We start from the raw sequence: 14,897 nt of genomic DNA, 5'->3' as shown, positions 1-14,897 counted from the left end.
AGGCCCAGCGGCTAGACTTGGACATTGCTTCCGCCGCCATCCCCACGGCGGAGTTCCCCCTCAAGCCTGGCGCTGCAACGGCGCCGCGGAGAATCTTCATGGATCAGCTCGACGATATCCTCAACCAGGACATCGACCCCACCGAAACCCGGGAGTGGATGGACTCGCTCGACGCGGTGATCCATCACGACGGCACCGAGCGCGCGCATTTCCTGCTGGAGCGCATGGTCGACAGCACGCGGCGTTCCGGCGGCTATTTGCCGTTCGATCCGACCACCGAGTATGTCAACACCATCGCGCCGGCGAACGAGGCGAAGATGCCCGGCGACGCTGCGATGGAATGGCGCATCCGTTCGCTGATCCGCTGGAATGCGATGGCGATGGTGGTGCGTGCGAACCGCAAGCCGGGCGAGCTTGGCGGGCACATCGCCAGCTTCGCCTCCAGCGCCACGCTGTACGACGTGGGCTTCAACCATTTCTGGCGCGCGCCGAGCGCCGATCACCCGGGTGACCTGATCCTGCATCAGGGTCATTCCAGCCCGGGCATCTACGCGCGTTCGTTCCTCGAAGGCCGGCTGGCCGAGGACCAGCTCGACCTGTTCCGCACGGAAGTGGCCGGCCATGGCCGCGCGCTGTCGTCGTATCCGCATCCGTGGCTGATGCCGGACTATTGGCAGGTGCCGACGGTGTCGATGGGGCTGGGACCGATCCAGGCGATCTATCAGGCGCAGTTCTTCAAGTATCTGGAACATCGCGGGCTGATCCCCAAGAGCGACCGCAAGATCTGGTGCTTCATGGGCGACGGTGAATGCGACGAGCCGGAGTCGCTCGGCGCGATCTCGCTGGCCGGTCGCGAGGGCCTGGACAACCTGATCTTCGTGATCAACTGCAACCTGCAACGCCTGGACGGGCCGGTGCGCGGCAATGGCAAGATCATCCAGGAGCTGGAAGGCAGCTTCCGCGGTTCAGGCTGGAACGCGATCAAGCTGGTCTGGGGCAGCTACTGGGATCCGCTGCTGGCGCGCGACAGCAAGGGCGTGCTGCGCAAGCTGATGATGGAAACCGTCGACGGCGAGTACCAGGCGTGCAAGGCATTCGGCGGCGCCTACACGCGCGAGCACTTCTTCGGCAAGTATCCGGAGACGCGCGAGATGGTCGCCAACCTCAGCGACGACGACATCTGGCGCTTGAACCGTGGCGGCCACGATCCGCACAAGGTCTACGCGGCGTATCACGCGGCGTCGACCACCAAGGGCATGCCCACGGTGATCCTGGCCAAGACGGTCAAGGGCTACGGCATGGGCGCGGCCGGCGAGTCGCAGAACCCCACCCACCAGCAGAAGAAGCTGGACGACGAGTCGGTGCGGCATTTCCGCGACCGGTTCCAGATCCCGATCGCCGACGACAAGCTCAAGGACGTGCCGTACTACCACCCAGGCGCGGACTCGCCGGAAGTGCAGTACATGCTGGAGCGGCGCAAGGCGCTGGGCGGCTTCCTGCCGCAACGCCGGCGCAAGGCCGAGGCGAAACTGAAGGCGCCGGAGCTGGCCGCGTTCGAGCAGATCACCAAGGGCACCGGCGAGCGCGAGATCTCGACCACGATGGCGCTGGTGCGCGGCATCAACCTGCTGCTGCGCGACAAGCAGCTGGGCGAGCGGGTGGTGCCGATCGTCGCCGACGAGGCGCGCACGTTCGGCATGGAGGGCATGTTCCGCCAGATCGGCATCTACGCGCCGTTCGGCCAGAAGTACAAGCCGCAGGATTCCGACCAGCTGCTGTACTACCGCGAGGACCAGAAGGGCCAGGTGCTGCAGCAGGGCATCAGCGAGGCCGGCGGCATGGCGTCGTGGATGGCGGCGGCGACCAGCTACTCGATCAGCAACCAGGCGATGCTGCCGTTCTTCATCTACTACTCGATGTTCGGCTTCCAGCGCATCGGCGACCTGTGCTGGGCCGCGGGCGACATGCGCTCGCGCGGCTTCCTGGTCGGCGGCACCTCGGGCCGTACCACGCTCAACGGCGAAGGCCTGCAGCACGAGGACGGCCACTCGCACCTGATGGCCGGCGCGATCCCGAACGTGAAGTCGTACGACCCGACCTTCTCGTACGAAGTGGCGGTGATCCTGCAGGACGGCGTGCGCCGGATGATGCAGGAGCAGGAGGACATCTACTACTACGTCACCGTGATGAACGAGAACTACAGCCACCCCGACCTGCCCAAGGGCAGCGAGGAAGGCATCGTCAAGGGGATGTATCTGTGGCGGGATTCCGGAATCGGGAACGGGAACGGGAACGGGGAATCGGGCAAGGCCAAAGGCAAGGTCAAGGCGCCGTGCGTGCAACTGCTCGGCTCGGGCACGATCCTGCGCGAGGTGATCGCCGCCGCCGACCTCCTGAAGAACGATTTCGGTGTCGAGTCCGACATCTGGTCCTGCCCCAGCTTCATCGAGCTGCGTCGTGAGGGCTTCGATGCGGAGCGCTGGAATCGCCTGCATCCGGAAGCGGAGCAGCGCGTGCCCTACGTCACTGGCCTGCTCGCCGGGCGCTCCGGTCCGGCGATCGCGGCTACCGACTACGTGCGCGAGTATGCCGACCAGATCCGCGCGTTCATGCCCGACGGCATGCGTTACACCGTGCTGGGCACCGATGGCTACGGCCGTTCGGACACGCGCGCGCACCTGCGCGAGTTCTTCGAGGTGGATCGCTACTGGATCGCGCACGCGGCGCTGGCCGCTTTGGCCAAGGACGGCAAGATGAACCCCAAGGACGTCAGCCGCGCGATCAAGGAGTACAAGCTCGATCAGGACAAGCCGAATCCGCTTACTGTTTAACGGCTGGGTCGTCCAAGAAGAGCCCGCCTCCGGGTTGATGCCAGTCAGTTGAGCTGACTGGCATTTTTTCGTGGGCTTATGTGTGGGAACGTCGTTTGGCGTCCCGGGGACACGGTTGCTGTCGCCGATCACCAGCCGGGTCAATCGCTAACCGGCAGACGATGGCGGCGCAGTGATGCCATGCCCGTCGCCTGCAAGGCGTGTTCGATCCAGTCGGCAGGGACGATCTGGCTGAAGCGACCGGCCGCGTCGGGAGACAGCTCGCCCGCCGCATCAAGGTGGGTTTGCAGGGCTGTGATCAAAGCAAGAGGCTCATGGAAAACCATGAGCCTCTGGGGTCACTCCCGCTGCGTCAATTGACTCGACTGACTGGCATTGGCCTCTCAGCGGGTTTTTTGGATCACGTATCACGCGGACGATCAATCGTCGCCGCTGCGGAACACGCGGCGCAGCAGCAGGAATGCGCCCACGGTACCGAGCACGATCGCGGCGGTGGTGGCCGGGTTGCGGCTCACCTGGCGGCGCAGCCGGCGGTACTGGTAGTTCGCCTCATCGGCAAAATCCTCGGCGGCATGCGACATCTGCCGGCGGTAACTGCCGCGCTTGCCGAAACGCTCGCTGATGGTGCGGCGGCCACGCTCAAGCAGATTCTGCGCGTTGTCGGCGGCGCCATCGGCATAGTGGCGCGCCCGCTCGGTGGCCCGGTCGGCCGTATCACGGATATGGCGCTCGATGTCACGATTACGCATGGTCGCTCTCCTGTCGTCTGAAACCACAGGCTGCCAGCGCGGTCGTGAGTGACGCGTAAACAATGGCCGTGCGATAAGCGATCCGTTCAGCCGAGCCGATACTCGCCGCCTCGCTGCAACGCGCGCTGGTACGCGGGTCGCGCGTGAATGCGCTGCAGGAACGCGGACAGGCGCGGGAAGCCGGCGTCCAGGCCGCCGCGCGCTGCGAACGCTTCCAGCGGAAAGCTCAACTGGATGTCCGCAGCACTGAACGAATCACCGACAAACCATTCGCTCTTGCCCAGCTCGCCTTCCAGGTAAGCCAGGTGCAGCTGCAGTTGCGGGTCGACAAAGGTCTGCTGCACCTTGCGCGCGATCCCCTTTGCTACCGGTTTCACGAAAAAAGGCATGGGAGCGGTTTCCACCCGGCGGAACACCAGCTTCAGCAACAACGGCGGCATGGCCGAACCCTCGGCGTAGTGCAGCCAGTAATTGCAGCGCAGTCGTTCCGGCGTTCCGTGCGCGGGGATCAGCCTGCCTGCGCCGTACCGGTCGGCCAGGTACTCGACGATGGCGCCGGACTCGGCCAGCGTGAGTCCGCCGTCGGTGATCACCGGCGACTTGCCCAGCGGATGCACGGCGCGCAACTCCACCGGCGCCAGCAGGGTTCCGCTGTCCCGCTGGTAGCGCTTGACCTGGTACGGCACGTCGAGCTCTTCCAGCAGCCACAGGATGCGCTGCGAGCGCGAGTTGTTGAGATGGTGGACGGTAATCATGCGGTGCTCCGGTGAATCGTGTTCCGCGCCGGGGCAGCGCCCCAGTGGTCTTCGGCAGAAAGGCGGAAGCTCAGTAAATCTCGCCCACGCAGCAGCGGAGGCTGCCGCCGGCCTTCTCGATTTCACCGAGATCGACCGCGCCTATCGCAAAACCATGACCGCTCAGGGCCGCGATCTGGCCGGCGGTGAGCGAGGCGGCGGCGCGGGCGCTCATCCAGGCGCGATCGCCGGACAGCGTGATCGCATTGCCTGCGAACGCCTGTTTCTGGGCCGGGCTCAGCCAGATTGCGCGGTCGCCGTACGCCCTGGCGATCGCCTGCGGCACGGCGGGGTCGCGGAAGCCGTCGGCGGCGATGATCACGGCGCGGCTGGCCAGCAGGGCCAGCACCACGTTGGTGTGGTATTCGGTTTCGGCCAGCTCGAAGCAGTACGTCAGGCGCAGGCCGAAGGCCTTGTGCATCGCCTGTGCGCCGGCCATGTCGCAACGCTCGCTGAGGCCGCAGTAGCCGACCCCGCGGGCGCGGTCGATGATCAGTGAACCGGTCAGCTCGGCAACCAAGTCGTCGCGACCGGACAGGTCGATCTCGTCATAACCCAGCACGTTGCCGAAGAACTCGCGGATGTCGGCGCGCGTGGCCTCGCGCCGACGTATCGCGTGGCGCATGCGGCCCACGATGAGCCGCCCGGGTGCGGTGGCGAATACGTTGTTTGGAAACACCGCGTCGGGCGTGGCGGGATCGCCAGGGAAGGTGATCACCGGGCAATCCGCACGCAGCGCCTGCGCCAGCGCGGCATGCTGGGCCAGCGCCAGGCGCGGGTCGACCGAGAGGTTCATGTCCATGTAGCGGTTGTCGCGCGCCGATGCCGCCGCCAGGCTGAAATCGGCCGGCGCGACCAGGTACGCCGCGCGCGCGGTAGCCGCAGCGTGCGGCAGGGGTGCCAGCGCGGCATAGGCGTGCTGGAACTCGCTCGGCGAGGTGGTGATCATGCGGCGGCTCCGGTGGACGGGTCGTCCGATGGGCACGTGACCGCCATGCTAGAGAATATCCGCAACCGGCCCGTCCGGCGCGGCCGTCTCGACGTGCAGCCGCTGGCGCCGGCGCAGGGTCGGGAACATCGCCAGCCACAGCCCGACCACCAGCAAGGTGCCGATGCCGCCCAGCAGGGTGGCGTTCACCGCGCCGATCCACGCCGCGAGCATGCCCGACTCGAACTCTCCCAGCTGATTGGAGGTATTGATGAAGATCGCGTTCACCGCGCTGACCCGGCCGCGCATGTCGTCCGGCGTATCCAGTTGCACCAGCGCGCCGCGGATCACCATGCTGACCATGTCGAATGCGCCGAGCGCAAACAGCGCGACCAGCGACAGCCACAGCGTGGTCGACAGCGCAAACACCAGCGTGGCCAGGCCAAACGCCGCCACCGACCCGAACATGATCGCGCCGACCCGGCGTTGCAGGTCGCGCCGTGCCAGCCACACCGACATCAGCAGCGCGCCGACCGCGGGTGCCGCACGCAACAGGCCAAGACCCCACGGGCCGGTGCGCAGGATGTCCTTGGCGAAGATCGGCAGCAGTGCGGTGGCGCCACCGAGCAGCACGGCGAACAGATCCAGCGAGATCACGCCGAGCACGTCCTTGCGCGCGCGAATGAAATGCACGCCGGCGAATACGGTTTTCAGGGTGGCCGGCTCGCGCTTCGGCGGTGCCTGTTCGTAGCGCATCGCAAACATCATCGTCGCCGCGACCAGGTAGAGCACGGCGGCGCCGAGGTACACCACGCCGGGGCCGGCCACGTAGAGCAGGCCGCCGACCGCGGGGCCGAGGATCATTGCCATCTGAAATGCCGAGCCGCTCACCGCCACCGCGCGCGGCAGCAGCGCCGGCGGCACCAGCGCCGGCAGCAGCGACTGCATCGATGGCGATTCGAACGCCTTGGCCATGCCGATCACCAGCACCAGCAGGAGGATGCCGGTCTCGTGGACGCGATGGGTAAGGGTCAGCGCCGCAAGCAGCACGATCGCCATCCATTCCACGATCTGCCCGATCAGCACCACGCGTCGCCGCTCGTACTGATCCGCCACGTGTCCCGCCGGCAGCGCCAGCAGGACCGAGGGAACGAACTGCACCAGGCCGATCAGGCCGAGGTCGAAGGCGCGGCCGGTGATCGCGTAGATCTGCCAGCCGACCGCCACCGACAACATCTGGAAACCGAAACCCGACGCGATCCGGGCGAACCAGAACGCGACGAAGGCGGGATGGCGGAGCAGGGAATCGGCGCGTGGGGACATGGGTCGGCGCGGCTGGAAAACCGCCAGTCTAGCCGGCAAGTGGCGCGCCGACCCGATGCACCATTTGTCAATTCATGCGAGGCGAGTGAAGCCGTCCGCGCTCCACGATTCACTGCCCACGCCGTGATGCACGAAGAACAGGCCATCCGGATCGTACTTGCGCTTCGCCGCGGCGAGGCGCGGATAGTTGCTGCCCCAGAATCCCTGCTGCCAGTCGCGCAGGAAGTAGTCGCTTTCCGAGACGTAGGATCCGGCGTCGGGCGCCACGGCGCGGATGGCGTCCATCGCGTGGTCGATGGCTGTCGCTTCGCGCCGCGCCTTGGCCAAGTCCGGCTTCGTGCCCGGCAGGCCGGGGTAAGCGGGAGCGCTGCCGTTGGCGCAGATCAGCAGAGCGAACGCGTCGAGCACCTGTGGATGGGTGGCGGTGTCGCGGGCGCGGGCGATCGCGTCGGCCGGTGCGCCGGCCAGCCCCTTGTTGAAGTGCAGGGCGAAACCCCAGTGCTGCGAGGCGGTGAACAAGGCCTCGACCAGCTGTGCCTGCCGCCCGGGTTGCAGCAGCGAAGCCGGCAGCCAGGCCGACTGGTAGCCGTGGATGAACCAGCCGGCCTGGTCATGGTCGCCAGCCCAGAGGATGTGATGGCGGGGCGCGCCCGGCCGGTCATCCGACACGATGGCGCTCGGCAGGTATTTGCGGAGGAATTCGGCGTCCCAGAGATGCCGGGCCGGCGCCGCCAGCACCTGGAACGGTTTGGTGACGCGGCAATCCTTGCGGGCATGCACCCAGTCGAGGAAGGGTGCCCAGGTCTGTTCGGCCTGCTGCTTGGTGAGGCCCTGGAACATCATGGAGACCTCAAGGGTGTCGCCACCGTAGAATTTCATCTGCTCGCCCCAGTGCGGATTGAACAGCGCGCGCCGGTAGAAGCCCACCGCCTCGGCGATCAGGGCGCGATAGGCCGCGTCCGAGTCGGCCTTGATGGTGAGGTTGGCGCCACCGAAGAACTCGGGCAGCTCGAAGGTGCGCAGGGTCAGCCGCGTGACCACGCCGAGGCTGCCGCCGCCACCGCCCTTGAGGCCCCAGAACAGCTCCGGATTCGTGCGGGCATTGGCGATGCGCACCTGGCCGTCGGCGGTGACGACCTCCGCCTCCAGCAGGTTGGACGCCGCCGTGCCCCAGCGCTTCGAGAGACTGCCGAAGCCGCCGCTCTGCACCAGCCCGGCCACGCCCACCGTGGCGCAGCCGCCGCCCTGCACGTAGCGGCCGCCGCGGGTGGTCACGGCGTCATAGGCGTCGATCCACATGGCGCCCGCCTGCACGCTCACCGCCGCCTGCGGTGCCACATGGCCGGCGCAGCCTTGCGGCACGAAGGTGTCGTGCAGGCTGACCTGGTTCATGTGGCGGGTCCATACCAGCAGCGAATCCGGCGCGTCCGAGGTGCCCTGGTAGCTGTGGCCGCCCCCCTTCACCACCAGCCGCAGGTGGTGTTTGCGGGCGAAGTTGACGGCTGCGACCACGTCGGCCGTGCTCTGCGCCGCGACCGCGTAGGCGCTGGGCTGCGAGGTCCAGGCATCAGCCCAGCCGCTGGTCTGGGTCAGTGCGGGGTTGTCGCCCAGCGCGAAAGGGTTGTCCAGTTGCTTCAGTACCTCTGCGCAATCACCGCCGGTGGGCGATGTGGTGCAGCGGACAAAGGGCGGTTCGAGCTTCAGCAGGCGGCCGCCGACGTCGCGCTCGAGCTGCTTCCATTGGGTCGCCAGTGGCCAGCCGGGGTCGCCTGGCCGTACCCGCGAACGGAGTTTCGCCGCCATGGCGGTGGCGGCGCCCCGTGCCGTGGCCACGCTGCTGCGCATCAGCAGCGGCAACAGCGGCAGGGTCGCCATGGCTTTCAATAATTCGCGTCTCTTCATCCGGCTGCTCCAGATCGGTTCGTGAGGCATCACCACGACAGGCCGCGGCGTCCCCCCATGATGCCCCGCTGGGCTCGGGTGTCGATCCGCCAGTGATGGTTCGTGGTTGAACAGGGACGAGCGGTGGCCCCGTGGGACGAAGCGTGTGGGTGTTCCGGCCGCCACGTAGAATGGCCGGCATGACCGAACCGACGGATCTTGAGTACCGGGATTTTCAGCGCTGGCGACACCCGGCTGAAATCGGCTTCTGGGTCTTGCTGACCATTTTCAATACCGTGTTCAACAGCCTGGTCGCGCAGATCGACCATGCCCGGACGGCGGCCTGGGAGCCGTGGGTGTGGGAGTGGACCAGTTCGATCATGATCCTGGCGCTGATCCCGGCGGTGCTGGCGGTCGAGCGGCGCTGGCCGTTCCGCTTCGACACCTGGCGCCGCAGCCTGCCGTGGCACCTGCTGGCCAGCCTGCCGTTCAGCCTGCTGCATGTCGGCGGCATGCTCGGCCTGCGCAAGCTGGCTTACGGCCTCGCCGGCTGGCATTACCGCTTCGGCGCGTGGTGGCCCAATTTCGGCTACGAATACCTCAAGGACATCCGCACCTATTTCATCATCATCGCGCTGACCTGCCTGTCGCGGCTGTGGCTGATGCGCTGGCAGGGCGAGGCAAGGTTGCTGGTGGCGCCGGAGGAGGGCCCGCCGGTCGAGCCCGTGGAGCGGCCCGAACGCTTCCTGGTGCGCAAGCTGGGCCGGGAGTTCCTGATCAATGCCAGCGAGATCGAGTGGCTGCAGGCCTCCGGCAATTACGTGAACCTGCATGTACGCGGCCGCGACTATCCGTTGCGCGCCACCATGGCGGGGATCGATGGGCGGCTGGATCCGGCGCGCTTCGTGCGCGTGCATCGCAGCCATTTCATCAACCTCGACTATCTCGCCGAGATCGAACCGCTGGACACCGGCGACGCCCGCCTGCAGATGCGCGACGGCGCGAAGATCCCCTGCAGCCGGCGCTACCGGGCCGCCCTGCGCGAACACTTCGGCCAGCAGGAGTGAGCGGAGCCGGTTGCGCCCTGGCGGCGGATCGTTCCAAGCTAGGTGCCTGTCCACTGCGCGGTGCAACGTCGATGATGAATCCGTCCTTCCTCCGCCCGCTGGCGGGCGCCTTGCTGGGCGGTGCCCTGATGCTTGCGGGCTGCTCCCAACAAGGCCAGGCGCCCGCGCCCGACGCGGCGCAGCAGCAGGCGCAGAGCCGGAACGCCGACGCGGCGCGCAACCTCGATACCTATCGACAGCTGTTGCGTATCCACAACGACGAGATGGCCGTGTCGATGGGCAAGGACATCGTCAAGCGGTTCCCGGACAGCGACGCCGCCAGGGAGGTGCAGAAAACCCTGCCCGACATCGAGAAGCGCTATACCGAAGCCAGCGAGAAGTACCGACTGTCCAACCTGTGGCTGTACCAGGTCTCGCCGATGGCCGGCGGCACGCAATCCACCGCCACCATCCAGAGCAGCCAGCCCTCCGGCAACGACCGGGTGCAGCTGGTCTTGCGCCGGCATACCAGCTGGGGCCAGAGCGTGTTCCTGTATGGCCGCAAGCCCGGCTTCGTGTGCCGCGGCAATTGCGCCATCGCCAGCACGGTCGACGGCAAGTCGGTCCGCATCATGGCGTTCGCGCCGTCCACCGGCGAGCCGGCGCTGATGATCCGCGACGACAAGGCGTTCCTGGCGATGCTGCAGAAGGCGAAGAAGATCACCATGGACGTGACCCTGGTCGATGGCCAGAAGAAGCAGACGCTGGTCTACGAGGTCGGCGGTTTCGATCCCGCCCGGTGGGCCGGCGTCGGCAAGCCGAAAAAGAAATAGGTGCGTGCACCGCCGGAGGGTTCACCCGTTCCGATACATCCCGTCGACGGAGTTTGAAGCCATGGCAACGATCCGTATCCTGCTCACCTGCGCGCTGCTGGCCCTGCTTGGCGCCTGCGCCAGTGCGCCGCACGCCCAGCGCAGCAGCGAACGCCAGGCCGCGTATGCGGCGGCCGTGGGTGCGCCGGTGCGCAGCTTCCGTTTCTTCAGCCTGTATTCCTGGGAGCCGGTGGGCGATCGCCAGGTGGCGATCTATACCCGGCCCAACGAAGCCTGGCTGCTGGATCTCGGTGGCGGTTGTCCGGAGATTTCCTTCGTCAACGCGATCGGTCTCACCTCCAACATCAACCAGGTCATGGTCGGGTTCGACAAGGTGCTCACCGGTCGCAACAGCTTTCCCTGCACGATCTCGCAGATCCGCCCGGTCGACGTGAAAAGCCTCAAGGCGACCCAGCTGCAGCAGCGGCAGATCAAGAGCGCGCCGCGCAGCGAGGACAAGCCCGCGGCGGTGCGGCAATGATCGGACGCTTCCGCGGCAAAGCCGCGGATGCGCTCAGTGCAGGAACAGCTTCTCGGTGATCCGCGCCAGCGGCTTTTCCAGCGCACTCTGCAACCGCGGCGGCAGGTCCAGGGGCTTGAGCAGCATCTTCACCGTCATCGTGGCCGGGATGTGCCGGCGCAACAGGCCTTGCGCGCGATCGCTGACGCGACGGAACTCCGCCTCGTTGCCAAGGTGCTGCGGGTAGCACTGGTTGAACACGTGGCGCAGCGCGATGTCGCTGTCTTCGCTCTTGATCTCGTTGACCCGGCGCAGGATCGCGCGGAACACCTTGTAGCGGCCGAAGCCCTCGCGTTCCCGATACAGCTGGTAGTGCTGGTAGAAGTGCTTGTAGTGGCGCACCTCGTCGCTCTTGATGTGGCCGGTCAGTTGCTTCAGCACGGGTTCGTCGGTGATCTCGTTGAGTGCGCGGTACAGGCTGGCGGTGCCGGTCTCCACCACGCAGCGCGCGGCCAGCTCCAGCCCGCGGCAGGGTTCCAGCTGCTCGGCGGTGCATACCGCGCCGTATTCGTGCCAGAACGCCTGGAAGCCCTTGTCCCAGTCGAACTCGGGCCAGACCCTTCTCACATAGGCCGCGAGCGCGCGGCCGTGCTGCAACTCCTCGTGTTCCCAGTGCTGGCTCAGCCAGCCCTGCAAATCCTCATCACCGGCAAAATGGTTGATCAGGTTCTGCGTGTACAGATCCGAGCCGCTCTCGACGAAGGACGAGCTGCAAAGCAGAAAAAACAGGTCCTCGTCGTGGCGCACGCGGGCGACCTCGATGCGGTCGAGATCCAGGCTTTCCAGGGTCCATGGCGGACTGGGGGAATAATTCAAACCGGCTTCCTGTGCGTCGGCATGGTGAAGAACCCTTGCCGATCGCATGCATGACAAAGAGATGACGCAGCATAAGGCCGACGGGCCTTGCTGGATTAACGTCGCCCTACTTGCTGATCCGCATTGCCGGCGCCAGCGCGGATCAGCGCACCACCGTCACCGGCACATGCGCGCGCGCCAGCACGTTGCCGGAGACCGAACCGAGCAGCCAGCGCGCCAGCGCACCGCGTTCGGTATGGCCGATCACGATATGGTCGACGCCGTGCTGCTCGATCTGGCTGAGCAGCACGTCGCCCGGACTGCCATGGATCAGCTCGACGTCGACCAGATCGGCGGCATCCGGCTCCAGCGCCCGCAGCTCGTCCAGCAGTTCCTGCACGCGGCGGGTACCGGAGTCAGCCATCATCAGCGCGCAGGCATCGGCGCCACCTTCGGTCACCTGCAATACCGACACCACGCGCACCCGGCCGTGGGCGCAGCGCGCCAGGTCGATGGCGAACTGGAACGCACGCCGCGACGCGTCGGAACCGTCGTATCCCACCAGTGAATATTTGATCATTGCCATCCCTCAGCTGATCGGCATCGGCCGGCTCGAGTTTAGGCACGCTGCGGCCGGCGCGCCACAAGCCGGTGGCATGGCCGCGATCGATGCGCGGTCGCCAGCGGGCAGCGCGGCGGCTCGTGCCGAAGGCGTCGGGCTGGAGCCTGAACAGCAGCGCTTGTCGTGCACGCGATTATCACGCCTGCCTGCACACGATCCCCACACCCTATCCGCACAAACACAAAGGAGATGACGGATGATCAAGCGTACTTTTGGAATGGCTGCCCTGGTGCTGGCCTGCGCAGGTGCGGTCACCGCGTTGCCGACCAGCAGCGCCCGCGCTGCCGAAGCGTCGGTGAAATGCGACCTCACCTTCAACCTGTCCGGTTGGTCGCTGATCTACAAGCATGCCGAAGGGAATGGCACGATCACTTGCGACAACGGCCAGCGTTCGAACGTGAAGATCGTGGTGGTGGGTGGTGGGCTGACCGCCGGCAAGTACCACATCGACAACGGCAAGGGCGAGATCAGCAACGTGCACAGCATCAATGAGGTGTACGGCGATTACGTGCAGGCCGGCGCCGAAGCCGGCGTGGTCAAGAGTTCCACCGCGCAGGTGCTGACCAAGGGCACCACCTCGCTGGCACTCACCGGTACGGGACAGGGTTTCAACCTGGGCGTGTCGGTGGGCAAGTTCACCATCAGCAAACGCTGATACCCGCCGAATGGCAGGACGAAGGGCGCCCCAGGGCGCCCTTCGTGTGTGTGTACCTTGAGCGGGCAAGTGCCTTTCGGCGCGAAGGTGCCGGCTTGAAGCACGACAGCTGGCAGCGGCAGGAGCCGGATCCATGGCGGCGTCGCCGCGACCGGAAGTCACCAGTCCGCGCGCGCATATTCCGACTGTTCGAGCCAGGCCTGAAAGCCCAGTTCGCCGCGCTCGGCGTCTTCGCGCGGAAGGAGCGCGAACTCGTCGAGCGTGGCACCGAAATAGGGCGCGCCAACATCGCTGCGCACGTCGTACGGCGCCTCCATATCCTTGACGAACCGCTGGATGAGCTCGGACATCCGCGCCCGCTCCGGGCCGGCGACCTCGATCGAACCATTGAGGGGAGGCTCGACGGCAACCCGCGCGATGGCCGCGGCAACATCCTTGGAAGCAACGGGTTCGATGTAGGCTGGCGACAAGTAGATGGTCTGGCCGTTGGTGGCGTAAGTGATGATGTCGACGAGGAACTCGAAGAACTGCGTCGCGTGCACGATGGTGAAAGGGATGCCGGACGACTCGATCAGGCGTTCCTGCAGCGCCTTTCCGCGGAGGTAGGGGCTCGCCTCGAGGCGGCCCGTCCCGACCACCGATAGCGATACGTGGTGCTTCACTCCAGCATGCTTCTCGGCATGGAGGAGATTCAGGATCGCGGCCTTGAAGAACTCGAAGGACGCCATGTCGTCGAAGGTCGGCGAGTTGCTGACATCGATGACCACATCTGCGCCGGCCAGACCTTCGGCCAGCCCTCGTCCGGTGACCAGGTCGACGCCGGTCGATCGGGACTCGGCCGACACTTGGTGGCCCTGCGAACGCAGCCGCCCGACGATGTTCCGTCCTACCAGGCCTCTTCCGCCCACGACGACGATGTTCATGTGCACCTCATGAGTCATGACCCGGCTGGCGTGTCGAAGCACCCGCGTCGCCCGCGCCACCGATGCTAGGCGGCGCCTTCGCCGCCGGCTAGATCCGGCGCAGGAACGACAGCGCTTCCTCAAAAGCACCAATGCCGAATGCACAAAGCCGGCTGGCGGGCAGGGCCGGGTTCCGCTGCTGCGCGCCGTGCTTTCCCTGCCGGTTCTCCATGACGGCTATCGAGCCCCGGGACTAGCAGGCAAGTGCGTGGCGGCAGGCCAGCAAGGCGCAGCGCCAGGGCAGCAGTGCTGCATCGGCCCGCACGGCAGTGGGACGGCCGCCAGCGCGGCATCGCCGATTGGTGCGCGCGGGACAACACGGTGAGCACCTGCGCCGATCTACCGCGCTCAGCCATCGGAACCTACGCTGCTTCCAACGCCGGAAGGCCTGTTCCACGGAGCGCCAGGAGTCCGCCGGTCGCCATCATGGAGTGGTGCCAACGAACCGATCGGTGGGCCGGAGATCTTTCCAGCGGCACAGCAGGTGACGCTGGGTCGCGCAGCACTGGTCATTGCGTCCCCGCGCTCCATCCGTGACGGCATGCGCCATGGACGTCACACGCCGATGGCCCGCGCCTTCGCCTCCATTCACCAAGTGGCCCGTCATGCGAAAAGACAAGTTCGGCAATATCGCCAGGGAAATCGCAACCATCGCGGCGCGCCGCGAAGCGCTGGCATTGACTGCCTTCGATGCGGTCGAAAGCCACTGGCCATCGCTCGCCCAGGTCCTGCTCGAAGATGCCGGGAACAAGCGACGTGCCGCTCACTGGCTTTGCGCCCCCAGTCGTGCCTGCGGCGGAAAGTCCCCTTGTGACCTGCTGGCCGAAGGTGATGAAGACGGGGTGTGGGACCTGTGGGAGGGATTTGGCGAAGCGGACGTGCCGCGCCGTCCTTCCGACCCCCGGCTGGCCTGCTGAAA

Annotated in this window: 16 protein-coding genes; 6 read left to right on the top strand and 10 right to left on the bottom strand. The window is 66.5% G+C overall.

All coding sequences use genetic code 11. From position 1 onward, the window contains the following. The first annotated feature begins 98 nt into the window (after positions 1 to 98). Complete coding sequence (gene aceE / locus ACFPME_RS07845; RefSeq protein ID WP_377303876.1) at positions 99 to 2,831, top strand: pyruvate dehydrogenase (acetyl-transferring), homodimeric type; 2,733 nt, start codon at positions 99 to 101, stop codon at positions 2,829 to 2,831. A 140-nt stretch (positions 2,832 to 2,971) separates the two neighbouring features. Here the strand turns inward: aceE and ACFPME_RS07840 are convergent, their stop codons facing one another. From ACFPME_RS07840 to ACFPME_RS07815, 6 genes are all read right to left on the bottom strand, one after another. Next, a complete protein-coding gene (locus ACFPME_RS07840; RefSeq protein WP_377303874.1) occupies positions 2,972 to 3,133 on the bottom strand; it encodes a transposase domain-containing protein in 162 nt (53 codons plus the stop codon). Between the two features lie 117 nt (positions 3,134 to 3,250). Further along, positions 3,251 to 3,580 carry a hypothetical protein gene (locus tag ACFPME_RS07835; protein WP_377303872.1) on the bottom strand — a complete coding sequence of 110 codons (330 nt, stop codon included), beginning with the start codon at positions 3,578 to 3,580 and terminating at the stop codon, positions 3,251 to 3,253. 86 nt (positions 3,581 to 3,666) lie between these two features. Next, positions 3,667 to 4,335, bottom strand: a complete 669-nt coding sequence (locus ACFPME_RS07830) for a glutathione S-transferase family protein (protein WP_377303870.1) — start codon at positions 4,333 to 4,335, stop codon at positions 3,667 to 3,669. 70 nt (positions 4,336 to 4,405) lie between these two features. Next, positions 4,406 to 5,323, bottom strand: coding sequence for an arginine deiminase-related protein (locus tag ACFPME_RS07825; RefSeq protein ID WP_377303868.1), 918 nt, complete (start codon positions 5,321 to 5,323; stop codon positions 4,406 to 4,408). Positions 5,324 to 5,371: 48 nt separating this feature from the next. After that, positions 5,372 to 6,625: an MFS transporter gene (locus ACFPME_RS07820; RefSeq protein ID WP_377303866.1), complete on the bottom strand. Its 1,254-nt coding sequence runs from the start codon at positions 6,623 to 6,625 to the stop codon at positions 5,372 to 5,374. Positions 6,626 to 6,697: 72 nt separating this feature from the next. Beyond that, positions 6,698 to 8,527: an FAD-binding oxidoreductase gene (locus tag ACFPME_RS07815; RefSeq protein WP_377303864.1), complete on the bottom strand. Its 1,830-nt coding sequence runs from the start codon at positions 8,525 to 8,527 to the stop codon at positions 6,698 to 6,700. 179 nt (positions 8,528 to 8,706) lie between these two features. Between ACFPME_RS07815 and ACFPME_RS07810 the strand changes: the two genes are divergently transcribed. From ACFPME_RS07810 to ACFPME_RS07800, 3 genes are all read left to right on the top strand, one after another. After that, on the top strand, positions 8,707 to 9,573 hold the full coding sequence (locus ACFPME_RS07810) for a LytTR family DNA-binding domain-containing protein (RefSeq protein WP_377303862.1): 867 nt from the start codon (positions 8,707 to 8,709) through the stop codon (positions 9,571 to 9,573). A 74-nt stretch (positions 9,574 to 9,647) separates the two neighbouring features. Then, on the top strand, positions 9,648 to 10,385 hold the full coding sequence (locus ACFPME_RS07805; RefSeq protein WP_377304385.1) for a hypothetical protein: 738 nt from the start codon (positions 9,648 to 9,650) through the stop codon (positions 10,383 to 10,385). Between the two features lie 61 nt (positions 10,386 to 10,446). Next, entirely contained in the window at positions 10,447 to 10,905 is a 459-nt protein-coding gene (locus ACFPME_RS07800) for a DUF6491 family protein (RefSeq protein ID WP_377303860.1), read from the top strand. Positions 10,906 to 10,938: 33 nt separating this feature from the next. On the opposite strand, the gene ACFPME_RS07795 is transcribed toward ACFPME_RS07800, so the two are convergent. Both ACFPME_RS07795 and ACFPME_RS07790 read right to left on the bottom strand, forming a co-directional pair. Beyond that, a complete protein-coding gene (locus ACFPME_RS07795; RefSeq protein ID WP_377303858.1) occupies positions 10,939 to 11,760 on the bottom strand; it encodes a ferritin-like domain-containing protein in 822 nt (273 codons plus the stop codon). Positions 11,761 to 11,902: 142 nt separating this feature from the next. Then, on the bottom strand, positions 11,903 to 12,319 hold the full coding sequence (locus ACFPME_RS07790) for a universal stress protein (protein WP_377303856.1): 417 nt from the start codon (positions 12,317 to 12,319) through the stop codon (positions 11,903 to 11,905). Between the two features lie 238 nt (positions 12,320 to 12,557). On the opposite strand from ACFPME_RS07790, the gene ACFPME_RS07785 reads away from it, so the two are divergent. Next, entirely contained in the window at positions 12,558 to 13,016 is a 459-nt protein-coding gene (locus tag ACFPME_RS07785) for a hypothetical protein (RefSeq protein ID WP_377303854.1), read from the top strand. Between the two features lie 158 nt (positions 13,017 to 13,174). On the opposite strand, the gene ACFPME_RS07780 is transcribed toward ACFPME_RS07785, so the two are convergent. Both ACFPME_RS07780 and ACFPME_RS07775 read right to left on the bottom strand, forming a co-directional pair. Next, positions 13,175 to 13,939: an SDR family oxidoreductase gene (locus ACFPME_RS07780; RefSeq protein WP_377303852.1), complete on the bottom strand. Its 765-nt coding sequence runs from the start codon at positions 13,937 to 13,939 to the stop codon at positions 13,175 to 13,177. Positions 13,940 to 14,027: 88 nt separating this feature from the next. Next, positions 14,028 to 14,150 carry a hypothetical protein gene (locus tag ACFPME_RS07775; protein WP_377303850.1) on the bottom strand — a complete coding sequence of 41 codons (123 nt, stop codon included), beginning with the start codon at positions 14,148 to 14,150 and terminating at the stop codon, positions 14,028 to 14,030. Between the two features lie 433 nt (positions 14,151 to 14,583). On the opposite strand from ACFPME_RS07775, the gene ACFPME_RS07770 reads away from it, so the two are divergent. Next, complete coding sequence (locus tag ACFPME_RS07770) at positions 14,584 to 14,895, top strand: DUF2384 domain-containing protein (RefSeq protein WP_377303848.1); 312 nt, start codon at positions 14,584 to 14,586, stop codon at positions 14,893 to 14,895. Positions 14,896 to 14,897: the final 2 nt, after the last annotated feature.

The organism is Rhodanobacter umsongensis (assembly GCF_042654965.1).
Taxonomy (GTDB): Bacteria; Pseudomonadota; Gammaproteobacteria; order Xanthomonadales; family Rhodanobacteraceae; genus Rhodanobacter; species Rhodanobacter umsongensis.
The sequence above is the reverse complement of the archived record's forward strand: the minus strand, read 5'-3'. Positions and strand labels throughout refer to the sequence as shown.